At 39.4% G+C, this 24,896-nt stretch carries 18 protein-coding genes; 10 read left to right on the plus strand and 8 right to left on the minus strand.

Annotation, left to right across the window (positions count from 1 at the left end; all coding sequences use genetic code 11):
- Nucleotides 1-42: 42 nt before the first annotated feature.
- The 5 genes from KTR06_RS16605 (at nucleotide 43) to KTR06_RS16625 (ending at nucleotide 6,756) form a co-directional block, all read left to right on the plus strand.
- Nucleotides 43-573: a methylated-DNA--[protein]-cysteine S-methyltransferase gene (locus KTR06_RS16605; protein WP_118407197.1), complete on the plus strand. Its 531-nt coding sequence runs from the start codon at nucleotides 43-45 to the stop codon at nucleotides 571-573.
- A 129-nt stretch (nucleotides 574-702) separates the two neighbouring features.
- Nucleotides 703-2,589: a fibrobacter succinogenes major paralogous domain-containing protein gene (locus KTR06_RS16610; protein ID WP_217290587.1), complete on the plus strand. Its 1,887-nt coding sequence runs from the start codon at nucleotides 703-705 to the stop codon at nucleotides 2,587-2,589.
- A 12-nt stretch (nucleotides 2,590-2,601) separates the two neighbouring features.
- On the plus strand, nucleotides 2,602-4,416 hold the full coding sequence (locus KTR06_RS16615) for a hypothetical protein (RefSeq protein ID WP_217290596.1): 1,815 nt from the start codon (nucleotides 2,602-2,604) through the stop codon (nucleotides 4,414-4,416).
- Nucleotides 4,417-4,739: 323 nt separating this feature from the next.
- Nucleotides 4,740-5,438 carry a hypothetical protein gene (locus tag KTR06_RS16620; protein ID WP_217290588.1) on the plus strand — a complete coding sequence of 233 codons (699 nt, stop codon included), beginning with the start codon at nucleotides 4,740-4,742 and terminating at the stop codon, nucleotides 5,436-5,438.
- 49 nt (nucleotides 5,439-5,487) lie between these two features.
- The gene (locus KTR06_RS16625) at nucleotides 5,488-6,756 is read left to right on the plus strand and encodes a tetratricopeptide repeat protein (protein ID WP_118407199.1); all 1,269 of its coding nucleotides are present in this window, start codon (nucleotides 5,488-5,490) and stop codon (nucleotides 6,754-6,756) included.
- Nucleotides 6,757-6,785: 29 nt separating this feature from the next.
- On the opposite strand, the gene KTR06_RS16630 is transcribed toward KTR06_RS16625, so the two are convergent.
- From KTR06_RS16630 to KTR06_RS16640, 3 genes are all read right to left on the minus strand, one after another.
- Nucleotides 6,786-7,166, minus strand: a complete 381-nt coding sequence (locus tag KTR06_RS16630; protein WP_118407200.1) for a DUF6463 family protein — start codon at nucleotides 7,164-7,166, stop codon at nucleotides 6,786-6,788.
- A gap of 393 nt (nucleotides 7,167-7,559) precedes the next feature.
- Nucleotides 7,560-9,398 (minus strand): RagB/SusD family nutrient uptake outer membrane protein, encoded by a 1,839-nt coding sequence (locus tag KTR06_RS16635; RefSeq protein ID WP_217290589.1) that lies wholly within the window; start codon nucleotides 9,396-9,398, stop codon nucleotides 7,560-7,562.
- Nucleotides 9,399-9,413: 15 nt separating this feature from the next.
- Complete coding sequence (locus KTR06_RS16640; RefSeq protein WP_217290590.1) at nucleotides 9,414-12,500, minus strand: TonB-dependent receptor; 3,087 nt, start codon at nucleotides 12,498-12,500, stop codon at nucleotides 9,414-9,416.
- Between the two features lie 542 nt (nucleotides 12,501-13,042).
- Here KTR06_RS16640 and KTR06_RS16645 point away from each other — a divergent pair.
- Nucleotides 13,043-13,462: a helix-turn-helix domain-containing protein gene (locus KTR06_RS16645; protein ID WP_004299169.1), complete on the plus strand. Its 420-nt coding sequence runs from the start codon at nucleotides 13,043-13,045 to the stop codon at nucleotides 13,460-13,462.
- A gap of 15 nt (nucleotides 13,463-13,477) precedes the next feature.
- Nucleotides 13,478-13,882: a helix-turn-helix domain-containing protein gene (locus KTR06_RS16650; RefSeq protein WP_004299170.1), complete on the plus strand. Its 405-nt coding sequence runs from the start codon at nucleotides 13,478-13,480 to the stop codon at nucleotides 13,880-13,882.
- Between the two features lie 456 nt (nucleotides 13,883-14,338).
- On the opposite strand, the gene KTR06_RS16655 is transcribed toward KTR06_RS16650, so the two are convergent.
- Nucleotides 14,339-15,208, minus strand: a complete 870-nt coding sequence (locus KTR06_RS16655; RefSeq protein ID WP_120070862.1) for an urea transporter — start codon at nucleotides 15,206-15,208, stop codon at nucleotides 14,339-14,341.
- Nucleotides 15,209-15,985: 777 nt separating this feature from the next.
- On the opposite strand from KTR06_RS16655, the gene KTR06_RS16660 reads away from it, so the two are divergent.
- From KTR06_RS16660 to KTR06_RS16670, 3 genes are all read left to right on the plus strand, one after another.
- Nucleotides 15,986-16,375 carry a hypothetical protein gene (locus KTR06_RS16660; RefSeq protein WP_120070838.1) on the plus strand — a complete coding sequence of 130 codons (390 nt, stop codon included), beginning with the start codon at nucleotides 15,986-15,988 and terminating at the stop codon, nucleotides 16,373-16,375.
- A complete protein-coding gene (gene tnpB, locus KTR06_RS16665; protein WP_120070836.1) occupies nucleotides 16,363-16,713 on the plus strand; it encodes an IS66 family insertion sequence element accessory protein TnpB in 351 nt (116 codons plus the stop codon). The genes KTR06_RS16660 and tnpB overlap by 13 nt, the downstream gene beginning before the upstream one ends.
- Nucleotides 16,714-16,807: 94 nt before the next feature.
- On the plus strand, nucleotides 16,808-18,409 hold the full coding sequence (locus KTR06_RS16670; protein WP_120070833.1) for an IS66 family transposase: 1,602 nt from the start codon (nucleotides 16,808-16,810) through the stop codon (nucleotides 18,407-18,409).
- Nucleotides 18,410-19,155: 746 nt separating this feature from the next.
- On the opposite strand, the gene KTR06_RS16675 is transcribed toward KTR06_RS16670, so the two are convergent.
- From KTR06_RS16675 to KTR06_RS16690, 4 genes are all read right to left on the minus strand, one after another.
- Complete coding sequence (locus tag KTR06_RS16675; RefSeq protein ID WP_217290591.1) at nucleotides 19,156-19,776, minus strand: hypothetical protein; 621 nt, start codon at nucleotides 19,774-19,776, stop codon at nucleotides 19,156-19,158.
- Between the two features lie 3 nt (nucleotides 19,777-19,779).
- Nucleotides 19,780-22,608, minus strand: coding sequence for a class I SAM-dependent DNA methyltransferase (locus KTR06_RS16680; protein WP_165861902.1), 2,829 nt, complete (start codon nucleotides 22,606-22,608; stop codon nucleotides 19,780-19,782).
- Nucleotides 22,609-23,530: 922 nt separating this feature from the next.
- Nucleotides 23,531-23,986: a lipocalin family protein gene (locus KTR06_RS16685; protein WP_117917800.1), complete on the minus strand. Its 456-nt coding sequence runs from the start codon at nucleotides 23,984-23,986 to the stop codon at nucleotides 23,531-23,533.
- 72 nt (nucleotides 23,987-24,058) lie between these two features.
- Nucleotides 24,059-24,379, minus strand: coding sequence for a hypothetical protein (locus KTR06_RS16690; RefSeq protein ID WP_117573741.1), 321 nt, complete (start codon nucleotides 24,377-24,379; stop codon nucleotides 24,059-24,061).
- Nucleotides 24,380-24,896 lie beyond the last annotated feature (517 nt).

Here is a 24,896-nt window from a genome sequence, read left to right on the forward strand (position 1 = left end):
ATTAAATTGAAGAGTAACTATAATAACTGTATCTTTGGAAATATGGAAGATAAAACGAATATAATTCAGATACAGCGTTATCATTCTCCTTGTGGTGATTTGATGCTTGGCTCGGTTGAGGATAAGCTTTGCCTTTGTGACTGGGCGGCTGAAAGTCACCGGGATATTGTAGATAGGAGATTGCGTAAACTGTTGAAAGCAGGTTATGAGGAAAGTACGTCAGATGTGATACAGGAAGCGATTCGGCAGTTGGATGAATATTTCAATGGCAAGCGGACTGTGTTTGAGGTACCTTTGCTTTTTGTTGGTACGGAGTTTCAGAAGAGTGTATGGCGTAAGTTGTTGGAGATTCCATACGGTTCGACTGTGTCATACGGTGAGTTGGCCGGACAACTGAATGTGCCGAAGGCTGTCCGTGCGGTTGCTGCTGCTAACGGGGCGAACGCTATTTCTATTTTTGCTCCGTGCCATCGTGTGATTGGCAGTAACCAAGCTCTTGTAGGGTATGCCGGCGGACTTTCTGCTAAAAAGAGGTTGCTGGATTTGGAATTAAATGGTAAGCCTCTGTTATAAATGAGTGTTTTTTGTATATATATTCTAATATTTGATTTTGCCGATAGATAAAAAGTAGTATTTTTGTCGCCGCTTTTAAAAAACGTACCGGTAATGTTTTCAATTATTTCGAAATTATATATTAAAAACATGAATTATTCTAGCAGAAAAGCCATTGTTTCTATTTTAATGGGAGCGTTATTTTTAGGCTCCTGTTCGAACAATGAGCAAACGGAGGAAAAAGTTATTCAACAAACTTATTCAGTAACATTAAAAGGTATTACAGTTTCAGGTGAGGAATCTTCTGAAGAACTTAAGGATGTGTCTGTTTTTCAGTTTAGTGATGGAGGTCTTTACAAGGCAGAACAGTTGAATCCGGGAAAAGACGGGCAATCCGAAATTTCAGCGGTAAGTGGATCGCGGCTTTATTTCCTGACAGGATTGGAGGAAGCGATGGGAGAAAATGTTACTAGTGAAGAAGAATTTCGCAATATGGTCATTGGTGAAGGACTGCATGATAATTCCGCACCGAGCTTTATGGCGGCGGTTGTTGAGTTGGAGAGTGGAGTAGTAACCCGTGGAGGTACAGAGATTAATGTGGCTATGAAACGTGGGGTGGCACGTATCGACCTGAATACAACTGCTGATAGCAAGACGAAAATCAAGGAAATCATTGTAGAAGACGCTCCGGCGGAAACTTTCCCGTTCATTGAAAATAAACAGGCTTCAGATAAAACGGTAAACTATCGGAAAGAGTTTGGTTCTGATTTCAACGGTGAACAGAAAGAAGTGTTCCGTATTTTTGAGAGTATGCGTCCTGTTCACATCGTTTTACGCGGAACGTATGGCGAAGTGCCCATTAGGCTGAAAGTAGAGTTGCCTGTCGTCGAACGTAATAAAGTATATGAATTGACTGTGCTGAATGTGGGTGCTAAGATAGAGGGAAACTTTACTATCAAACCGTGGGAAGAAGGGGAGACGATTATCGGTAAGCCTGATACGAACCACCGCATTCTGCTTAGTGCATCCAAATCGAAGATTCCGGGAGAAGTGAAGGTAAATTATGAAAACAATATTCTGGAAGTACCTGCTACGGGTGTTGGTGAAATGACGCTGGCGTTTGTGTCCGACACTCCTATTGGCATATCTTCTACGGAAGGTGCCGGTGACGACGTAAACGTGGGAAGTATATCCATGTCGGAAGAAGCGGAAGGCATTGTGTCGGCATTCAACGTATCGGTGAATGCGCAAGGCAACGGACGTCTGGGATATGCAGTACGGGTACATTTGAAAAATGTATTACTGGATGGGACGTATGATTATGTGGAGATTCGTGTGGCTCCCAGTGACAAGCAAATTGAGACTGTAGAAATAGGCGGAAACGTATGGATGGCATTCAATGCGCGCAGCCGCGATCTTGATGACCAGATTTATCCGTTGGACGGGGCTACAATCGAAGATATGTATCGCACAAGCTGGATAAATACTGTGGGTGGGCTGTTCCAGTCCGGACGTTTATATATGTATGTGCCATGGCAAGGATACAATCCTTCCAACAACCTGGGTAATCAGGTAGCCGATACACCGTGGCAAAAAGATACCCACATGCCTTGTCCGGAAGGTTATCGGATACCGACTGTTGCAGAATGGCAGTCTCTTCTTCCTGCCGGACAGGAGATTCCGAGCACATATAAGGCTGGAAATGGAGAAACAATTATCGCTACACTTCATGTAGGAGAAGGCAAATTGATCACACCGACTGGGGTGACGGGTACGCAGCACTATGTGAAATTTACTTCAGAAGAAACAAAGCGTTGCCTTATCATTCCTTTGGTTGGCGGAAAAGGTGATAAAACGACGTCCAACAATCCTGGTTTTGGAAAAAGAGCAGTGTTGTGGACAAGCGAACGCAACGGCTGTCCGGGCGGATATGCATGGGCCTATTGGTTACCATTTGAAGGAGCAGAGAGAACTACTATTAAAAAGCAACAATTGCAGATGGAAGCATTTGCTTCTGTACGTTGTGTAAAAAAATAGGGGAGGATGAGAATGAAGATGATGAAAATCTCAATGTTGTTACTTTGGATATTGGTGTTTGCTTCTTGTTCGGGGGATTTTGAACGGGAAACGGACAATATATCCTCCCGTATGGGACAAGTGACATTTCTGTTTGGTTTGCAGGAAGATGATGCTTTTATCGTACAGACACGCAGCGGTAGCCAGGAACAGATTGCTCGTATGTGGTATGCCGTTGCCGATAAAGAAGGTAAGATAATCAAACCTTTGTACCAGAAGCTAGAAAACGACTTTTCCAAACTGACGATCGAAGGATTGCAGCAGGGGGATTATACATTGGTATTTCTTGCTACCACTAGTGTGGAAGAAGAGGCAGGAGAAGCAATCAAAGAACCTACATATTTGTCTGACGATTGGTTGATGAACCTTACAGAAAAAGCACCGCTTGATGCAGTTTATTTTTATAAAAAGATAGAATTGCAGATCGGAAGAGATCAGGCTCCGGTATCACAGTTTGTAACATTGGAACGCTGTGTGGGAAGAGTGGACGTAGACTTGAAGCTGTCATCCGATTATATGTGGAGATTTATCCGAAAGATTGATATTACATTTGATGATTCTGAAGGAATATATGCCACTCTCGGTGTGAATGGGCAATATTCAGGATCGAAAGGAGTAGAGGCGTATGACATTACCGGGAAATGTTCCTTTTACTCGTTACCGGGACACAAACCTCTTTCCGGCTTTGTGTCTATCGAGTCGGAATGTAGCGACGGTAAGCTGTTTGAGCGCAAATACCGTTTCACTGGTTGTAATATTGAGCCCGGGCGAGTGTCGCATATCAGTATTGATTACCTTCATCCGGAAAATCAGGACGGTTTCTTTTGTGTGCGTGAGGAAGATTTTGTTCGTTTCCGGACTGATACGATGTTTCTTGCCGATGAGCCGCGTGATGTCTTTTATAACAGTGGGCGTCGGTCTTTTTATGCAAATGCTCCATTGCAGATGTCCATTTCAAACGAACATGAACTGCTCGTTAAGTTCTTTTCTCCTGTCGGCATTCAGGATGTAACGGTTTTGTGCCGCTTTAACAAAGTCAGTACCGAGTTTTTCGAACTGGCGCATTTCGACCGGATTTATCCTTTTATGGAGGCTTCGTTTCCTTTGCCTGTCGTAGATTCGGAGCGGACGTTCACCACTAGTAACGGTCGGAAAGTGGTGGTGCCTGCACAACATGAACTTGCGAATGATGATGTGACGCTTGTCTTCCGGACGGATGATCCGTTCATGAAGAAAATGGAACAGATAGACAGCCATTGGTTTATACGTTTTTCTGCCTATTCGGCTGACGCTGGTCATGCATATTGGCGGCACATGAACCCGTTGTTGTGTCGGCACGGAGTGGCGTTGGCTCTCAATATGGCTTTTATGTTCTCTTCCGAAGAGTTTAATGCGGAAATGAACAATTATGAAGGAAGACTGAAAGACAATGGAGGGAATCCGATCAATTTAGATGCATTGCGCCAAAGAATTCGTAATCATGGAGGACTTGTGCTGGGATGTGTTTCGGGTGTCGGCGGACTTGGTGGTGGCAATACGTATGGACTGGCTGGTTATTGTTATACCGGTGTCTATTTTGATGCTACTCCCCCCGATGCTCATCCGCACAATTATCCCCGTCAAGCCATGTTCCATGAATACGGGCATTGTCTGGGATATAACCACAGCAGTACGATGACATATGGTGACCAATGGACCGTATTATGTGCTACTGTTTTCGTAAATATGGGAAAAGAAGATAAATTGCCTGTATGTTCGAAAAACATAGTCGGAGAATTACCGATGTAATTTGCACGATGTGTTTATCGTGCTTTTGTTGAGATTGCGACTTTTATAGTAAAGAGGCTTGTCGACATATCAGACAAGCCTCTTTATTCAATTTAATAATGATCAGATATCTACTCTTTCCTGTGTTTTTCTGCCGCCATACTGGCAATCTCCCGTTGGCTTGATGTACGAATAAAATGCAATACATAGATTGATTTTGGAGATCTTTTTTTATTTTTGCACTCGCAAAACTACTAAGAATACACCAAATGTTTTTTTCATTTCTTAAAAAAATCTCGGGAAAGAAGCAAAGGCCGGAGGGGGCTGTATCATTTGAACTACCTATGCAATTTGTGTTGAACTATTCAGAAGGTCATGAACGGACATCACTTGTTTCCGAAGAGGAGATAGAGCGGGCAATAAATAATATTGATGAATATGGAGATATATGGCTCAGTAACTGTCGTCCTGTAATCACTCCTTATGGTAATTGTTCCGGGATATCGTGTATGAGTGTGTCGGACGGCAACCTGCAAGTTGCAGTATGTTTTGCCATGTCTGACGGGTTGACAAGGTATTCCAGCTATGATTATAGTCCGGATGATATTGTCCGGATGTTCTGTAACTACTTCGAACGACTTGAAATTCCAGAAATTAAGAATTGGGAGAAAGGACATTTCACACCGGTATCTCCTGCTGACGAGCCGTATTATTTATACGTAGACAATGAAGAATTCAAATTTATCGATTATGAAGATGTGTTAGTAGCTCTCGAGAATCTCGAAGCCGGCAAATGTTCTTCGCTGCTGTTGAAGACTCCCGGCTGTCAGAACGGTTATCTGGAAGTGAGGGGAACGAAAGATAATTATATCGTCGAAATAGGAGGAAATAATGAAGAGGGAGATTGGGTGGTGCTCATGACTCGGGCTTCTTATATTGGCCGTATCAGATTTTGGCTTTTCAATTATTACCATAAACGTGAGTTTCCCCGGATTACGGATGAGTGGACGGATATAACGGAAGAAGTGGCCGAAGATGAATAAAGGGTAAAAGACATATCGAAAGAAAACGGATACATAATAATTTGTAACAATGAAACACAGTGAAGCAGTAGCTGTTGCCATTGACAAAATATGGAAAAGCTACGACAAAGAACAAATGTGGGAAGGGTACGAACTTCTGCGTCAGGCAGCGGAAGAGGGGGATGCGGATGCTTGCTGTTACCTTGGACGATGCCATTTAGGGGAAGATTTTGTCTGGTGCGGAGCGGAATTTCCCGTAGATGAGGAGCAGGCATCTCAGTTGATAAAGGAGAGTGTGCGCCGGGGCAGTGCCGATGGGGTATTATGTGCTTTGCGGACCGGTAACTTGTCTCCTGCTGTTCAGAAAACGATGCCTTTCGCATCTCTTGAGGAAGCTTTTACGACAGTGATACAGCAAGCACAGGCGGGAGATGCCTTTAGCCAATATGTGGTGGGAAATGCTATGTTCTATGGTGATTATCTTGTCATTCGTGGTGAGGAAGAAAACCGCAAATACAATTCTGAAGATGAGTATTACGCTTTTGCTTATCCTATAGCGGCAAAATACTATGAAAACTCGTTCGATAACGGTTTGCCTGCCGCATTCGGCAACTATCGTACCATTTATGAGTCGGGACTGGCGGATATTGATGACGTGGTGTACGAGGACTATCTGAAACTTCTTGCTGATACGGGTGATCCGCTCACTTGTAATGATTACGGTAAATTGCTGGAAGATGAGTATGATGATGCGGAGGGGGCTTTTCATTATTACTCAATGGCTGTGGAGCGCGGAGATGTCCAGTCCGCCTACAATGTGGCTGTGTGTTACGGAACAGGTTACGGCGTTGCTGAAGATTTGGACAAGGCATTTGAGAATTACATGATAGCAGCGAAGGCAGGTAACGCAAAGGCGCAATTTCAGGTAGGCAACTTCTATTTTGAAGGGCGTGGCAATATAACACAAGATTATGCCAAGGCGGTGATATGGTTAGATAAGGCGTATCATAATATGGATGATGAGGATTCTTGGCAACCGGCAGCCGAACTTGCTATTTGTTATCAGAATGGTCTAGGCACTTTTCAGGATGATGATACGGCATTTGAATTCCTTTCCGAGATAGAAGGGAATGATAGGCTCGATGAGGTATGGGAACCTCTTGATGCTATGGTACTGAATGCTCTTGGTGTTGCTTATGGCTTCGGACGAGGTACGGAACAGAATATACCGCAGGCAATAGAGTACTTTGATCTTGCCATAGAATATGATTCGGAAGAGGCGAAACGAAACAAGGCCTGCTTTAAGAAAACACTTTTTGGTGCTTGGAAGATGAGATAGTCATTTTCTCATCTCTGTTTGTCGTTCATTCATTGCTTGGGAAGTTGAGAAAAGCGAGCGTTTGAATAAATAATAATAAGTGCTTGCGGTAAGAAAAGCCAAAAACCGGATATTGGTTCGACTACGCAACCGATTATGGTGAACAGTAGAATGAAGTAACCTAAAAATAAAGGTGCCGGTTTTTGTTCTTTTCTGATATAGTATTGAAGTGTCTCTCCCCAAAGAATAAGTATTATTCCGCAGATTAGGAACCAGAAAGCAAAGCCCAAGTTCTGATTTTCTCCAATAGAGTCTATTAATCCATTGTTAAGCATTTCCGCAAAAGCTTCTTTTCCAAGAAATAGCGCATAAATGGTATGAATGACTCCTGTTGCTGTTAAAAGTGTTCCACTATATTTCCAAAGTTTCATGTTCTTTTCTTTTTAGTATTTAATTGTGATGTACACTTCTACAGAATTTGAAATTTAGTCCGTTTCAACATATCATCAGGTTCTTAATAAATTGCTCGATACCGCAAATATAAACAATCATATACGATTCCCAACGTATTATTTCGACATTTGTGTTTGTTTTAGATTCTTTATAATTGGTCATTCGTTTTCTTGTTGTGATACCTGTGGACATGAGTTGTTTTATCCATGTTTAGGCGGTCGAAACTTAAAACATGATAACTTTTTATAGAAGCATTGTTAGCTAAAATTTCAATCGGCATATCCGCCTTGTTTGACTGATTACCATGAATTATAATAATGTACAGGTACCACAATTGATTCCATGGCACCTGTACATATTGAAATTCCTACTTAATATCCCGGATTTTGATACTCACTGCCATTGGTGATTGTTGCAGTAAATGTAGTTGAAATGGGACGTAATGCATAATTCGGGTGAAAGAATTGTGCTAAGTCCGGATGAGTATTCTCCAGATACTCCGAGTTCTTAAACATTCCTGTCCGTTTCAAGTCGTAGAAGCGGCAATATTCTCCGCAAAGTTCACGGCCTCTTTCGTCTAAGATATCTCGTACTGTAATACTCCCTGTAAGCGGATTTGCTCCGGCACGTTCACGAACTTTGTTGATATAACCGGCTGCATTTACACCACCATTCAGGTAAATATCAGCTTCTGCCGCAATCAAATAAACTTCTGCCATACGCATGATAAATGTCGCATTCAGATTACCGTTTCTCTGTTTGGAAGCATTGGCTACATAATAATTACTGCTATTATGCTTATTCAGTGACGGATAATAGTAGCGGAACTGGTTTTCGTTTGTGCCGTCATCCTTGTAATTGCCTGTGACGTTTGTATAAGCATAATTCATGTTCACGTTATTATTGTCATTACTATATACATGGTGATAATCAATCAGCAAGTAATCAGAAATATGTTCTTTTTGCTTTTCTGTAGCATAATCAATGTCTTGTGGCATGATAAACTTAATGGCTAAGTCACCTTTATTCAGAGCTTTGCCAATGACGGTTTCTTCTTTGTCATACATGTGTACGGCACTTTCATCCCACGTGTAATTCTTGTTCGCGTTCCATTCAGTAGTGAACGATTCATGAAATCTGGGGTCCAATGTTCCGTCTTTCTGTACATACAAACTCAATAAATGCTGAGTGGGCATAAAGATACCGGTAATTGAGCCTTCCCAAGTAAGGCGTGTCTCCTGATTATCTTCACGAGCACCGAACTTATTGATATTGCATAAGAAATACTCATCGTTGCGATTTAGCTTGTAATTTCCGTTGCTTGATCCGTGACCGTCTGCTCCTGCATACCAGCGATGTTTCCAGAGAGCTTCCTTGTTTTCCCAGTTATTGCTCTCTTTGAATACTTCGCTATACGATGGATACATATACGTATTGTATTTCCCACCGCCAGTTTCGCAATCGGTAATCAATTTTTTGGCTGCATCCAGAGCTTCCTGCAAATATTCGGTGCTTCCATATTCGTACGTCTGCAAGCAGGCTTTAGCCAGAAAACCGAGAGCGGCTTTCTTCGTCGGGGTGGTAGTAGTTGCATGCGTACCTGTTGGCAACCATTCGGATGCGAATCTTAAATCGGGCAGGATTACTTCCTGGTAGATGGTCATCGGATCGGTGCGGGTGGGGGAGTAAGTCAGTGTTTCCGCTGTTATCGGTTCTGTGAGCATCGTCACTACTCCGAATTGTTCCACTGCATTGAAATAATAGACAGCTCTAAGAAAACGGGCTTCCGCAATCTTGGCATTCCGCTCCTCTTCCGTGGTGTAGGGAGGTTTGTCTCCTAATGCGATAGCTTCGTTACAGGCTCCCACACCGTCGTATGTCCCGTTCCACCAATTATTGGTGTAAGTCGTATTGGGTGATGTTCCTGCGAAAAACCAGAACCACTGTGTGTAACTGGTTGATTCGTTGGCTTTATACGTCCAAAGATCGGTGTCGCCTTCAGTCAGTGACATCCAGTCCGCAGAACCGTAGTAAAACCTTTCCATAGCAAAATAACACTGGTTAATCAGGGTTTCATATCCATCGATGGAAGTAGCCAAAGCCTCTTTGGTAAATGCGCCCGGGTTGTATTCCTCCAAGGTGCAGGAATGTAGAGATAAGGCCGAGAACAGCACACTGCAAAATATGAATTTTATATATATCCTTTTCATGATTATAATCTTTTGTTAGAATGTCAAATTAACGCCAAAAACAAATTGCCGGTAGGTAGGAAATGCATCCGAACCGTTGGTTTCGGGATCAGTATCTTTCAACTGCTTATCTTTTACAAAGATGAACGGATTGTAGGCTGTGGCATAAATACGGCATTTCTCCATTAAAACTTTGCGGGAAATATTGACGGGTAGTGTATATCCCAGCGTGATATTCTTAATCTTAATGAAGGAGCCGTCGCGCACTCTTAATGAAGGATATACGGTTTTTTGTTCGTCTCCCGTTCCGGGACGGGGGAAATAGGCTCCTTGATTATCCTCTGTCCAGTAGTCTACGCCTGCCAGTTGATTCTTGGTTACGCTCTGTTCAGCGGTATAATAACCGAGCAGGTCACTGTTGATTGTCTGTCCGTAACGTGCCATGGCAAAGACGGATAAATCAAAATTCTTGTAGGTGAAGGAATTGCTGAATCCGATGATCCAGTCCGGATTGGAATGTCCTAGAATTTGCCGGTCTTCCGTACTGTATTTATGCACACCTCCATCGCCTTTCTGGTCTAAGGTTTCTATCTTGATGAATCCGGGTTTTACGCCGTAGGCATCCAATGTTTCCTGTGGAGTATCGGTTCCCCAAATTCCGGCATATTTATATCCGTAAATAGCTTTAATCGGTTCACCGACAAACAGATTTTCGGCGATCAGATCACCGTCAGGCAGATCGTCTATTTGTTCCTTGTTCCAGGTGACGGATAAAGTGGTGTTCCAGGTGAAATCTTTATGCCGTATGTTGTGCGAAGTGATCGTTGCTTCCACACCTTGGTTACTGGTCTGGGCGATGTTCTGCCAGATAGCCAGAGGCGATCCCCATCCGGTCAGACCGCTGGTGATGGGCAATGTACGTTTGAATAATAATCCTTTGGTGGTTGTCTTGAACCATTCTACCGATCCGTCAATGCGACCGTTCAGGATACCGAAATCCAACCCCACATTCCAATTGTATGACTTCTCCCAGCCGAGATCGGAACTACCGTAAGTACCGGAGTATTGCGTGAAAGGAACAATCTTCCCATTAATGGAAATTCCCGAAGCGGTATATACGTATGCTTGTGTTGTGGTGCTGTATGCGGTGGTTCCTCCCGAGTTACCCGTGATGCCGTAGCTCACTCTCAACTTCAGGTTGTCCAGCCAACTACGTGTCTTTTCCATAAATGCCTCGTCCGATATTCTCCACGCCAGTGCGCCTGCGGGGAAAGCATCCCATTTATGTCCGGTGGAGAATTGTGAAACACCGTCCCACCGCGTAGAGAAATTAAATAGGTATTTGCCTTTGTATGAATAGTTCAGACGGAAGGCAAAAGACATTTTCTGCGTCTGTGCGAAGTCGGATTCTACATGTTGGGAAGTGCCCGATGTCAGTCGCCAGAAAGACCATTGATCTACCATCTGACCGCTGGCGGCAGCCATGCTACTTTCCGACTGGTTCTTATTCCAGGAAGTAATCAGTGAACCTCCCAGATTATGGTCTTTGGCGATGGTTGTGTTGTATGCGAGAATATTTTCCCAAGTGTAATTCCAGGCATTGTTGTTGGTGATGGAAGCATGCGGTGAACCTGCATAAGACGGACGGTTGGCATTGCACTTCTCTCCCCAGTATTGCCCGCGGCGTGAGTGATTCAACGTACCATTGACACGACTGGTAAAAGTCAGGTCTTTGATGGGAGTTAGTTCGACGTAGCCGCTCATGTTCAGGTAGGTGGAACGTGTGTTGTCTACATACTGATTCTCTATGAAATCACTCATCGGGGAATATTGTCCCGTGATGTATTCGTGATTGATCTCCCCTTCTTCGGTATAAGCATCACCCAGCGGGATGGTGGAGAGAGATTTGGTGAATGTGTTTTTCACGCCGGAGTTCAAGTCCCGGTAGACTAAATTGGAGGTAAAGCCCACCTTTGCCCATGAAAATATCTGCTGATCCAGGTTGAGGCGTAACGAATATCTGTTCAGATTTTCGTTATTAAGTAAACCTTCTTCCCGGTTGTAGGAAGTCGAAGCAAATAATTTTGTTTTTTCAGTGCCACTGCTGACCGAAAGACTGTATTTCTGTGTGGTAGCCGTGTTGCCCGACACTTCATCTATCCAGTCTATCCATTTGCCGTCGTTGTATGCATCTATAAAATCTTGTTTCCCCAGTAGGGCGGACATATCGGTAGGATAGTCACCGTTTTTATATTTATAGGCTTCTTGCTGGTAGGTGACCCATTCATCCCGCGTCATCCCATGTCTGTAGTTGGGTGAACCGCTGAATCCGTAATAAGCATCGAAGTTTACGGTCGCTTTTCCCTCTTTTCCTCTTTTGGTGGTGATGATGACAACGCCGTTTGCTCCTGCGGAACCATAAATGGCGGTGGAAGAAGCATCTTTCAACACATCTACACTCTCGATGTCTGACGGGCTGACCTGGCTATAACTGCCGGGGATTCCATCGATAATGAACAACGGTTCGTTGCTGCCATAAATAGATCGTGAACCACGTAACAGAATAGTGACATCACCTCCTACCTGTCCCGAAGTTTTGGTGATATCCATTCCGGGTATCTTGCCTTGAAGGGCTTCCATTACATTATTGGTAGGGGCGGCCAGTACTTCCGCACTTTTGACGGAGGTGACTGCCCCCGTCAAATCCCGTTTTTTGACCGATCCATATCCTACCACCACTACTTCATCAATCAGTCTGGCATCTTCCGTCAGTATGATTTCCAGCTTGTTCTTGTTGCGTGTATTGACTTCCTGCTCCGTGTATCCCATATAAGATACCTTTAATACTGCATTGGGCGCTACGCGCAGTGTGAACAGTCCGTCTACATTCGTAATCGTCCCGTTGCTGGTACCTTTTTCAACGATATTCGCTCCGATAATCGTCTCTCCTTGAGAGTTTTTCACTATACCCGAGATCGTTCTGCTCTGTTGGCAATAAGCTCGTGTTGATCCAAGTATCGATAATGAACCTATTAATAGGAATAATAGGTAAAAATTCATTCTATAAACAGTCTTTAGGGGATTATTCTCCCCTATGTTTGTTTTATCAGAAAATGATTTCATGCTTTTTGTTTAATTGTATGTTTACTAATTTGTTTTTGGATAGCTAAATTTCAGGATGATTTAAAGCTATGTTTCGACTGTAATGACTTTACTTACCCCATAGGCTATTAGATTTTATTGGTTAAATGATGATTGTTCAGAATGTCAATGCCAATTGAACATTATTCTGTTACTGTTTTGAATGTGGCGCCACGATTCATGTCAGTAAAAAAACTGACAGGGCAAAATTATGCATATAGAACTGGGGATTGAAAAAAATAAAGTTGACTTTTATCAGGACAGAGTTGTTTCTTACTACCTGTTGTATATTTGATTTTATAAGGTAATATTGTTGTTGATTAAATCTTTACCCGTCGTAAACTTTACAGTAGTAAAGTTTTAGAAGTAGATAAAAATGATAAAGACCGGGATAAAATAGATCTAATTAGGTTATATTCAAAAGAGAAACAGATAGAAAGCTGTCTTTTTCAAAGGGTGATATGTAGTTGCGAATTTTATTTTCATTATCTTTGTCTCAATGTATTTACTAAAGCAACAATGATATGGATATTAAAGTAAAAGACAAGGTGAATCAAAGGCATGTCGGTCGCAATCTGCAAAGAATCCGTGTGTATCTGGGTATGAAACAGGAAGCGTTGGCTTCTGATCTGGGTGTTAGTCAACAGGAGATTTCGAAAATAGAGAAACAAGATGAGATAGAAGACGGACTGTTGACAAAAATAGCTGAAGTCTTGGGAATATCTACTGATGTCATCAAGGATTTTGATGTTGAAAAAGCCATTTGTAATATTAATAACTATAAAGATGCCACGATTTCTCCGGGAGCAACAGCAACTGTTTATGCAGCTCATACGCAACAGATTAATCCTCTTGAAAAGGTGGTTGAACTGTATGAGCGCTTGTTGAAAAGTGAACAGGAGAAAATAGAGATTCTAAGAGAGTGCATAAAGCAGGGCAAATAATCAACAGACTGGAATATGGAAACGGAAAAGTACACAAATACGATTCATCTGGGAAGAAAAATTGAACGGGTGCGTCGGCTTCGGGGAATGACTCAAGCGGAACTCGGTGATTTGTTAGGTATAACGAAACAGGCTGTTTCGAAAATAGAACAAACAGAGAAGTTTGACGATGAACGATTAGGCGAGATTGCTTCAGCATTAGGCGTTACTGTAGATGGCCTGAAGAATTTTAATGAAGAGACAATCTTGTATAATACGAATAACTTCTACGAGAATTGCGGTGTTAAAAGTGCTGTCAGTAATACAGGTAATAATCAGACCTTTAATAGTTTTCCTGTTGAACAGGTAATTGAGATTTTCGAAAAGCTGTTGGATAAACAAAAGGAGCAATTTGAAACTTTAAAAAAAGAGAAGAAATAAATATCTCCAAGATATTGAATTTTATCAGTCGTAATTATACTCCTGATGCAATGATAGCTGAATTGATTTCTTCAAAAAATAAGGAAATAGATTGGTTGAAAGAAGAAATTAAGTTTTTAAGAGGGGAAAATGAAAAATTGCTGCTGATTGTGGGTGAAAAGATATGAGATGATGTTATCATAATTATGTGATACACTTCTGTCTGTTGTTTATATGGGTAATTATCACCTTTATATTGTAAGCATAACTAAGAGCTGATTGAAACTTTATAAATAATATTTTCTACTGTAAATGTTGAGGTATCCAAACTCTTTTTAATTCAAGGAGTTTGGATACTATTTTTAAGTTTACTGCATTATGGTGTAGTGTTCACAACACAAAGGCAATTATTTCGGGTGACAAGATAATATCTTTTTCTTTGAAAAAAATATCACAAAATTTTATTTGAAGGCTAATTTAGTTATTCTGTGTCCTTATTACTTTTTGTATCATTAGTATGATCCATACAGATATAACAAAGGGAGCGGTTAAGGTAGTGATACCCAAACTCATTCCTAGAATCTGTAATACGGTGGACAGTAAGACAGAGCATCCTGCCCATACGCCATTTTTCCAGCTCGTTCCTCCTAAAGCTATGGCACATAATACGCCATTATATCCCATTAGACCGGCATTTAAGTATGTAGTATCCACTTCAAGTAAAATGGCTAAGGGAATAGGAAGAAGTGCTCCTAAGATAGTATAGAGACTTGCTTTCCGAGAATTAATCAAAATGCCTATAAGGAAAAATAATCCGGATAAAACTGTATTTCCCTGAAACATGACTTGCCCTATACCTAAGCAGAAGGCTTGGAAATAATTAATATTCTGTGTGGTATCAATAACCGTATCAGAAACTGGTAGCAGATCTGGTATAAGCCAGCTACAAACTCCCAACATTCCCCATACAGCAAGAATGAAAGGAGCAGTAAAGCCAGGGAGCAAACGTTGCTGACTGAAAAAATAGGCAATCCATGTGGAAAGGGCTGAAGCGATAATCAACATGATTAAACTTCCTACTGATAATTGAAGAAATACGCCAACTGCTATACCTACCAAAGTTCCATTAAATCCGTATAATCCATTTTTAATATCATCATACTTATATCCCGAAAAATAGGCTGCCAGTGTACTTATTATATTACCGCAGACTGCTAGTATGCCCATTTGCCATGAGTTTAGAAATATTCCAATTAGCATTAATAATCCGGATAGCGCATTATTCTGAAACATCACTTGTCCTATTCCACGTCCCAGAATGAGAAATAAATTGTGTATAAAGATCATTTGTATAAAATATTGACTAATAAAATGATGACAAAAGTACAATCTTCTATTGAAAATAGCAAGATTAAGAGATGTGTAATAAAAGATTGTGAACTTATATGGTACTAGTAAAATTTTGGGCTCAGTTGTAATTCTTGGGGGATTTGGTTCAGGACACAGCCATATCCCTAAAAAATTATTCATTCCTGCACAGATTTGAATTAAATGCTACATAGTGAAAAAACATCTATCATAAGTATCATTCATTTTAATAATTTTCTCATTATCAAAAGAATAAACATGATAGATAGCTTTTAAAAAAGATATCTATCATACTTTTATTGCAAAAAACAGCTATCTATCATGCCTATACTTTGTCTATTTTAGTGTAGTATTAGGTGAGATTATCCATTTAAAAGCATAAGAATGCACGTTTTATAGGACGACAACCTGTATTTGGCAGCTTAATAATCTATTGGGAGCGGTGATGTGTCTATAGCCCACGTATGCAGGCTATACAGCCCGCATCTGTAGGCTGTACGGTTTACGTATGTAGGCTGTACAGCCTACATACGTGGGCTATAAACTTATCACCGTTAAAGTTGGATTATTAAGCCATGATCATCGGATTTATACAGGTTCATTGCAACAAAAACAAGCTATCTTATCTATATAGGGCCTTTATTCGGCTATTTTGCTGATGATAGATAATCTATTTTTGTAAGCGTCTCGACGATGCCATATTTTCTATCTTAATTTTTCCTTTTAGCTTTGCGTCATAATAAAAAAACACATCTTATGACTGCACATGACTTGTACACCCGTACCTTATCGGATTATAAATCCTGTTTATGTTCTTCTCCTGCCTTAACTCTTCGTAGTTATTGCTGTGAACGACATGTAAACTACCATGGTATGTGTCTTTGGCTTTCCCGTCACGGCATCAGTATCCGTGAGTTGCGTCCCTCCTCTTCCGTCGCCACCGCTAAAGAGCCTGCATCCTCTTTCAGCCGTTTGTTTCCGGTCTGCTCTTCCCCTTCCTCCTCTCCGGATATGCTTTACGGGGTTACCATCACTTTCCCTGACGGAGTGACTATCTCTATCAAGCAAGGCAGCTCTTTTAGCGTCAGCCGTTTTATCGACCGTTATAACAGTAAAATTCAGGAGGAAGAGTCATGTTTGCTTTAACCGATGGCATGCATTATTATCTGTGCCAGCATTATGTTGATATGCGTAAAGGCATGACCGGGCTTTACCGGCTTGTCAAGTCCGACATGTCCCTTTCTCCCGTTTCGGGTGATGTATTTGTGTTTTTCTCCCGCAAACGTGACATGGTTAAAATTTTGCGGTGGGATACGGACGGTTTTATTCTCTATCAGAAACGACTGGAAGAAGGTACCTTTGAGGTTGCCCGTTTTAATCCCGATACAGGGTCTTATGAGCTCTCATGGAAGACTTTTCTTTTGATAATGCAGGGCGTCTCGCTCCGGTCTGCCAAATGCAGGAAACGGTTCCGGTTGAAGTGATATGCTGATATAATAATCTATATATCAATATGTTATATTGCAAATACTTCGCTGATTTCTTTGTCTTCCGGTTCTTTTTTCTTATCTTTGACACATGCAAAAGGACCGACTCATAGAACTTCTGGAGGATCAAATCAGATCTTTAAAAGAACAGCTTGAAGCGGCTGCCAGGCGTGAGGAGCATGGGCAGCTGCTTATCTGCGAATTGACGATGCAGGTCCGGCAATTAACCGAAAGTGTCCATTCATTAGAAGAGGCGTTGACCTTGAAAAATGGTAAACTGAAAAAACAGGAGAACATCAGTCGTGGCTTAGGCAAACTTATAAGCAACGAGTCTGAAAAGCAGGTACCGGGTAAAGCGGAGGCGGTCCGGCAGACGTCTCCTTCCCGTCCATGCCCTTCTCCCAAAGAGCGGGGAAACAATAAATCCAAACGCAAGGAGCATTTTGAACTGGAAGAGAAGGTAATCGAAGTCAATCCCGAACATCCCCTTTTCAGCATATCCCTTGCCAAATTCATGGGATACCGTGATTCTATCCGTTATGTCTACACTCCTCCGAAATTTGAAAAGCTTGTCTACCGGCAAAACATTTATAGCTTAAACGGAACAGTCTTCTGCGGTTCCGCTCCCCAGGCACCTTTCCTTAACTCAAACTACGACGGATCTTTTGTAGCGGGTTTATGCCAGTTGCGCTATATCTACTCTATGAGTGTGGAGCGGATTATCGGCTTCTTCCGTGAAAGCGGATTTGAGCTTGAAAAGCCCACCGCGCATCACCTGCTGGGCAGAGCGGCCGAAGTGTTGGAAAACCTTTACAGGGCGTTGAGAATGGCCGTGCTTGAAGACTCTTATCTTTGTTGTGATGAAAGTTACCACAAAGTCCTTGTGGAAGAGAAGAACAGTAGAGGCGAAGGGGTAAGGCAGGGGTATATCTGGGCGGCCGTCGCGGTCAAGCAGAAATTGATACTGTACCTCTACGAGAATGGCTCCCGTAGCGGGAAGGTGCTTTTTGACCTTCTTTCCGAATATGAGGGGACAGTACAAAGTGACGCATACAGTCCGTATAGAAAATTGGAAAGTGACGCCTATCCGGGAATTAAAAGAATCGCCTGCCTGCAGCATGTCAAAAGGAAGTTTCTTGAGGTACAGGAGGAACCGGAAGCACAAAAGATCGTTGAACTGACGAACAAGCTGTATCAAAAAGAACATGAACACTGTGTTGGTCGACAGGGATGGACAGACAAGGATAACCTCAGGCACCGGAAAAGGTATGCGCCGCAGATACTCAGCGAAATAAAACGGGAACTGCTCAGGATAAAGAGTAAGCCTGACTTGCTTCCCAAAAGTGAGATGGCGGGAGCGGTTGACTATATGCTCTCGCAATGGGAGGCCATTAAGGGCATCTTTACTGAAGGATATTACTACTTGGACAATAATTTGGTCGAGCGGTACAACCGATATATATCACTGTCCAGAAGAAATTCCCTTTTCTTTGGAAGCCATAAGGGGGCGGAAAGAGGTGCCTTATTTTATTCGCTGGCCTGTTCATGCAGAATGCAGGGAATAAATACCTTCGAATATATCACGGAGGTAATCAATAAAGCGGCAAAGCTACCACCAAATACGGACATAAAGGTATATAGAAATTTATTGCCGGACAAATGGAAAGAAAATAGAAGTAGGATCGAAACATAAAGAGGAGATGCTACTTCTATTTTTTTTGAGGGGGGGGACGGCATCGCCGAGACGCTTACCTATTTTTGCTGATAAAAGTATGATAGATACCTTTTTAAAAAGCTATCTGTCATACTTATTCTTTTGATAATGAGAAAATTATTAAAATGAATGATACTTATGATAGATGTTTTTTCACTATGTAATATTTAATTCAAATCCGCACCGGAATGAATCTTTTTTTAAGGATGTGATTGCCCTGAATCAAATCTCCCAAATTTTCAGACTGAGCCAATTTTTGCGGGAGTAGGATTGGAAATATTGTTTTAAGAAAAATCCCCTGATAACTTAAGATTATCAAGGGATTTTCTTGGTGATCCGCCTGGGATTCTCCAATAGGAATTACCATGCTGATATTTAAAACTTTATATTTTTAGCTTCAAGCATATCCCATGATTTATCCCACTAATTTGCTACGTGCTTTTGCAGTAGTTTGCTCATGGAGAATACTGAAGGGAAAGATAGCTACTCTTCTTCATATTTACAAAATATAGAATTTCACATTTATTGCCAGCAGCAAGAGAATTATTATATTATCTCTGTTGATTATCACCGTTTTATAGTTTCATCCATTTGGAAATCCACATGATTTAGCACACGATTATGTTTTATCGTTTTGCTCGCTATAAGAACGATGCTTGTGCAAATGTGAAAAAAATATTCCATTTAACCAAAATACAACACGTTTTTTATAAGCTATTCTGTAATCAATTTCTTGTTAAGTCAATCCAGAAATGATACATTGTAAAATATCCTTCATGGTTTTCATATGTATGGGTGGAGGTATATTCGTTTATTTTATTGGTTAAAATCAATGGTGAATCATTAGGATATTCATTCAATATTTTATCGTTGATGATTTTAAGCCATTCTTCAATCGATTTATTCTCAATATATGCAAACATTCCATTATTGTTCAGATGTTCATCACCGTGGAATCCTAATTTATAGCGTTGTATTCCTCCAGACGGGTTGTTAGTTGTACTATTTCCTGTTACGTATTCTTCTTTGTTTTTATAGCGAGGCATTGGAAGTCGCTTTGCTTCGGCGTAGAATATGCGTGTATATTTGTCGTCATTCAAATAGAAGTATATATCCTCTTTTCCTTTGCCATCTTCTCGTTCATGCTCTTTTTGTACACCAATTTTTACTTTACGCACAGTGTTTGTTAAGCCAATAACATTAAAAGCATCAACTAATGATTGGGTGTTTATGCCTTCTCGTGTTTTTCGATTAAGTACACTACTTCTCTGTTTTAGTCCTAGTCTAATTATATAAAGAATATCATCTATATATTTATGAGAATGGTCTATATAGTCAAATTGCATAATTTAATATCCGTTTTTAAACATGTCACTTTTAGCATTTTCCGCATCTCGATACGCTATGGTTTGCATCCAATATTTAGTCTTATTTGGCTTAATCAAACTTATCTGATTATTTTTTCCATAGTATACTATAATTCTATTTATTGTCAGTGCATTATTGAAAATTTCATCGTAGAAAATTTTATCAAATTCTATTTTGTTTGAATTTGTAAGTATAGTCTCTATTTCTTTCTTGTTATTGGTATGTTCAAATGTTGTCCATACATAATCGTCATTAATTATCTGTCGTATAGCCCGAAATTTGTACTCTCCATCTTCATATGTTAAGTTAAGTATTTCACAAAAAGCATCACAATAATTAGATAATAAATTGGGATTGATTTTATTGAAAATAACTGATGATGAATTGTTTAGATTGTCAGATAACAATAATGTATCTTCTATAACAGATTTTTCAATTCCATCCATTTGCTTAAATGGGATAGGATATCCTTCATTATCTATGTTTATAGGAAGACTTAATATATCGTTACCATCAATAGTATAGCTATTACTTTGTTGTATAAAAATTTTAGGGGAACTTGCTTTTATTAATAACATATATAAATTTCTATTCGCAACAAAAGCGGATACAAATTTTTGCATTAACAAATTATTATCACCCTTTAAGCCTAAGACTCCTGGACGAAAGTGTACATTGTACTGAGTATTGTAAGAAATTGGTATCTGATGATTAATGTTTAGCCTAATTAGTATATTAGGAGCATTTAAAACTTCATCAGGTATAGGTCTTCTAAAAATATGCTCTTTTTCTACAAAAATCATATTTCTAGTAATCTTATCTGAAATGAAAAGATCGGAATCAAGGATTTTTTTTTCATACATATCGATCTGTTTATCAGACGAATTATCTTCTCTTGAGCCATTAGATTTTTTCCATTTGTTAGATTTTATGAAATCTTCAATATGTATGAATCCGTTTTGATATTTCTCAAAATAAATTCTTAAATATCCTCCTCCTAATAAATTAATTTTCCATATATAATCTTTGGTATATACAAAATCAATAGGTACATAAAATCTGTCGTATTTATCAATCTGAAAACGTATCGCTCCCTTCTCATTTGCTGATGAATTGCGAACGATAATATGCTCTATTGGTTTTGATGAGTTAAAATATTTATTTGATATTTTGACTGCTATAGTCGCCACCTTCTTTTTGCCCCATAAATGATTGATTAATGGAGTAAAATCATATATTCGTTCTATATTCCAAAAGTAAACAAGACTTTTCCTATATTCAGCAGATGAAGGCATGTATAAAAATGATGACGAAGGCATAACCATAAATAAAGTGCTATCATCATTCTTTAAAAGCTCAGTTAGGCATCTATACAAAAATATTAATGCTGGATTATTATAAGGGAAAGCTTGCAGTTTTCCTCTATAATCTTTGTATTTTTCTTTTGAAAAATCATCATCTTTTTCTATTCTTATATTATTTTCCTGTTCTTCCTTTGAAATGTTGAATGGCGGATTTCCCGCTATAACATCGAATTTGAAAGATACGGATTTATACCATTTAAAAAAACCTAAATTTGTAAGATTTCCATGTTCCTCTAAATTGTCGAAAGTTAATTTGTCCCAAATTTCTTTTGGTCGTATATGACTACAAAGTTCTATTTGCAACGAAGTTGCTGTAATAGATAATGCATCTTCATTTATGTCTACTCCATAGATGCAGTTAAGTAGGATTTTTTTTATATCATTAATAGCTTCCTCTCCCTCAATAAGTTGTTTGTGCTTTTTTAACATCCATAAAGTTATCAGTCTTTTGTATGCTAAAACAAGAAATATCCCTGAGCCACATGATGGATCTAAAATCTTAAAATTTTCAAAATTGATTGATTTATTGAAAGGTAATAATTCATCTATAAGAAGTCTTGCAAGATGTGGTGGTGTGTAATAAGCCCCAGTGCTTTTTTGCTTTCCTGTGACAGAAGTTACAAAGCGTTCATATAAACGGCTAATAAATTCAATAGGAAGAAGGTTGAAATCGTAATAGCGCCATATGGACATTTGCCCATCAATATCTTTATTCCCATCAAGTGCATCGGCGACAATGCTAAAGTCTGCCGCTTGTAACTCTCTTTCTTCCTGTTCGCTAATTTTAAATATCCCTCCGTTAAACTTAGAATTGAGGAATGATAGCAGTCCTATTATATTATTACCTCTTAGAACATCACAAAATGTATAATTATTAAATAGAGTATTGTTGTTTCTATCTTTGGTGATAAATTTATCAAAAAAGCAGTCTTCAAATACACTATTTCCGTTATTATCTGTTTGTTCTTCAAGATACTTGATTAGTATAAATTTGACTAAAAGTTTCTTTAATAGTTCTGGTTTACAATTTGTTTTTTTACTCTTTTTTAGTATTCTCTTTTCAATGTGGTCTAATAGTTTTTGATACGGTGATACACTAATATAATTAGCAGGTGATTCTTCTAAAATCTGTCCTTCAAATATTCTATTCTTTAAAGTTGAATCGATTCTTTTTATCGCTTGTGATATGCCATCTAAAAAAGAAGGCTCAGATACACTCTTTATTGGATTTCTTGTGTCTATTATTTTGAATCCATCATCATAAACAATGAGAGCAAGTGCTATTTCTCCTAGAGTCCATAGCTGTTTGTTTATTTTAACTAGATCAATTTCTTGTTCTTTGTAAGATGATCGTTGGTCGTATACATATATATATGGAATAGGCTGATTTTCAATAATACTATTGAAGCAATAGAAATAGTTCGCACTTACAATTTTAGCTTGCATCTTGTAAAATTCTAACTGCTCGTCTGTATATGAGGACTTCACTGAATACAGATTTTGTTGGTATTCAGATAGATTCAAAACTTGAAATATTGAACTGTCCTTTGAATTCATATCTAATGTTATAATATTGACTTTCTATGGAAACAAAGATAGTGGTTTTTGGCTTTCTATCCAATGAATGAATGAAATAATAAATAATATTGCTGATTATTAGCGTGTTACAAGAATAACACAAAGTGGAGTATGAGATTATTTGAATTAAAATGCTATTATTTATGTAGAAATGATTACAGTCTACGTTTTTTCTTTTTCCGCTTTGGTTTTAGTTTTTGTCTTTCATCATCGATAGGAATCATCTGTATTAGGTGCTCCAATTCGTGGTAAAATGCAGGTTTGATATAAAAGAAAAAGCCCTGATAATGTATGATTGTCAGAGCTTTATGCATTTTTGCTGTTTTAAAAAGTGATCCGCCTGGGGCTCGAACCCAGGACCCCAACATTAAAAGTGTTGTCTCTCAAGGCATTTAAAAGCCTTCGCCTACGGCTCGACTTTCAAATGCAACCTGCTGAGCAAGCGAATCTTATCCTTTAATCAGTAGTTGCACAAATTCTCAGTTATTCTACCTTTGGTTTAACTCTCGGTTTAACTGGTTCATTGATTTAACATTAAATTTACTATCTCTGAAATGGCTTATCTCCTGCTATAATTTAGAGGAAATAGCCACTCTTAAATTGAATTAGTACGGGTAATAGAACATCACAATTAGATTACTTCATTAGGTATGCTAATTGTGAGTTAAAACTTATGTGGGTATGAATTTGTCAATTCTCCATATAAAGAAGAATATTTCAATATTCGTACCCCATAAAAAACAGCATAAGAGTTTCCTCAAATGCTGTTCCGTCCAAGTAGATTGAGTAATTAATTAATCTTCTTGTAGGTGGTCGTAGTAATATCGTCCAACTCCTCGCTACCATCATCCATTGTATCCCAATCCTCAAAGGCGAGAACCAATTTATTAGCTGTAAGTTCATTGATAGTAAGGACATCTGAATAGCCGTCACTGTAAGAGATAGTCAGCTTATTGTCTTTCAAAGACCAACGACTTGTTTCTGTATGTCCACCGTCCACATAACTTTCTATGCAAGTACCGTCAGCCTTGAACTCCCATAAACCATTGGTATATGCTTCATCAGAAGTAACTACTTCTTTACCATTCTCCACTTTGTGAATCTTCTCCCAAGTGGACTGCCATTTACCTATAAGGTTGGCTTGTTCAATGATTGTCTGTTCATCTTCATCATCGCTACACGCTGTAAAGTTTACAGCCAACATGACCATTAATAAGGTCGTTCCAATTAATCTTAAAGTTTTCATTGTTGTTAAATTGATTATTATTTACGATTATAAACTACTATGTCCGTTGTCATTTAGATATGCTGATAAGGTTTATTCATAAACTTTTTCATCAATCTTGTTGCCCGATTTGTCATATTCCACTTTCTTGTAATAGCGTCCATTCTCATCTTTATATTTGGTAGAAGCAGGCTGTCCATTCTCATGATAGATTGTTCTTGATGTGACTTTGCCGTCCTTATATTCCTTTGTTGTACCGTTCTTAAATTTAACTGTACCTGTAAAGGCTTCATCGCTGCCTTTTTCATATCTGTAACCATTGACGGTTTCAGTATCCTCGCTATTGACGGTTTTGTTAGAATTACCACAACTGGTAAATGCAATGATAAGTAAAAAGATAAACAAGTATTTCATAATGATAATGATATTATGCCCACCTGTTCCCTATGGATAAGCTGTTACAATAAAAAAGGTGTGGGAACATACTGTCTTATCTCATTCTCTGGCTCTCGCATTGCCTTTGGTACGGATAAAACAATAGCCCACACCAATTTGACAATATCTAAAGCCTTATAAGAATATATAAGGTAGGTATATATCAAATGATGTGGTGCTACTGCTATCATCTTCGTACCGTTGTCAAATTTGCGAGATTTGAGAATGGAAGATAATTTCAATAACACCTTTCGTTAAATATGTCCTTCCAACTCCCTATCTCATTAGTTCATTGGAATTGGTGCAAAGATAATGAAAGGTTCTAAATTAATAGGTATGAAGTGTGGATTAATAGTAAATTCTCTGCTCTCAAACATAGTCTGAATGAGATATTTAATCAGAGTTGCATCTGAACTCTGTGAATCCATGTGGGTATCAAAATGATAAATCCTCTTATAAGAAGTGAATTTTAGAAATTGTTACCCGTATGAATTTA

This window comes from Bacteroides sp. MSK.20.12 (assembly GCF_019052435.1).
Taxonomy (GTDB): Bacteria; Bacteroidota; Bacteroidia; order Bacteroidales; family Bacteroidaceae; genus Bacteroides; species Bacteroides xylanisolvens.

Excerpts from the sequence above, each read along its gene's own strand:
- KTR06_RS16605 (WP_118407197.1), top strand. The coding sequence starts at position 43 with ATGGAAGATAAAACGAATATAATTCAGATACAGCGTTATCATTCTCCT.
- KTR06_RS16655 (WP_120070862.1), bottom strand. The coding sequence starts at position 15,208 with ATGATCTTTATACACAATTTATTTCTCATTCTGGGACGTGGAATAGGA.
- KTR06_RS16610 (WP_217290587.1), top strand. The coding sequence starts at position 703 with ATGAATTATTCTAGCAGAAAAGCCATTGTTTCTATTTTAATGGGAGCG.
- KTR06_RS16650 (WP_004299170.1), top strand. The coding sequence starts at position 13,478 with ATGGAAACGGAAAAGTACACAAATACGATTCATCTGGGAAGAAAAATT.
- KTR06_RS16630 (WP_118407200.1), bottom strand. The coding sequence starts at position 7,166 with ATGAAACTTTGGAAATATAGTGGAACACTTTTAACAGCAACAGGAGTC.
- tnpB (WP_120070836.1), top strand. The coding sequence starts at position 16,363 with ATGTTTGCTTTAACCGATGGCATGCATTATTATCTGTGCCAGCATTAT.
- KTR06_RS16675 (WP_217290591.1), bottom strand. The coding sequence starts at position 19,776 with ATGCAATTTGACTATATAGACCATTCTCATAAATATATAGATGATATT.
- KTR06_RS16685 (WP_117917800.1), bottom strand. The coding sequence starts at position 23,986 with ATGAAAACTTTAAGATTAATTGGAACGACCTTATTAATGGTCATGTTG.
- KTR06_RS16680 (WP_165861902.1), bottom strand. The coding sequence starts at position 22,608 with ATGCAAGCTAAAATTGTAAGTGCGAACTATTTCTATTGCTTCAATAGT.
- KTR06_RS16620 (WP_217290588.1), top strand. The coding sequence starts at position 4,740 with ATGCAATTTGTGTTGAACTATTCAGAAGGTCATGAACGGACATCACTT.
- KTR06_RS16615 (WP_217290596.1), top strand. The coding sequence starts at position 2,602 with ATGAAGATGATGAAAATCTCAATGTTGTTACTTTGGATATTGGTGTTT.
- KTR06_RS16640 (WP_217290590.1), bottom strand. The coding sequence starts at position 12,500 with ATGAAATCATTTTCTGATAAAACAAACATAGGGGAGAATAATCCCCTA.
- KTR06_RS16660 (WP_120070838.1), top strand. The coding sequence starts at position 15,986 with ATGACTGCACATGACTTGTACACCCGTACCTTATCGGATTATAAATCC.
- KTR06_RS16690 (WP_117573741.1), bottom strand. The coding sequence starts at position 24,379 with ATGAAATACTTGTTTATCTTTTTACTTATCATTGCATTTACCAGTTGT.
- KTR06_RS16625 (WP_118407199.1), top strand. The coding sequence starts at position 5,488 with ATGAAACACAGTGAAGCAGTAGCTGTTGCCATTGACAAAATATGGAAA.
- KTR06_RS16670 (WP_120070833.1), top strand. The coding sequence starts at position 16,808 with ATGCAAAAGGACCGACTCATAGAACTTCTGGAGGATCAAATCAGATCT.
- KTR06_RS16635 (WP_217290589.1), bottom strand. The coding sequence starts at position 9,398 with ATGAAAAGGATATATATAAAATTCATATTTTGCAGTGTGCTGTTCTCG.
- KTR06_RS16645 (WP_004299169.1), top strand. The coding sequence starts at position 13,043 with ATGGATATTAAAGTAAAAGACAAGGTGAATCAAAGGCATGTCGGTCGC.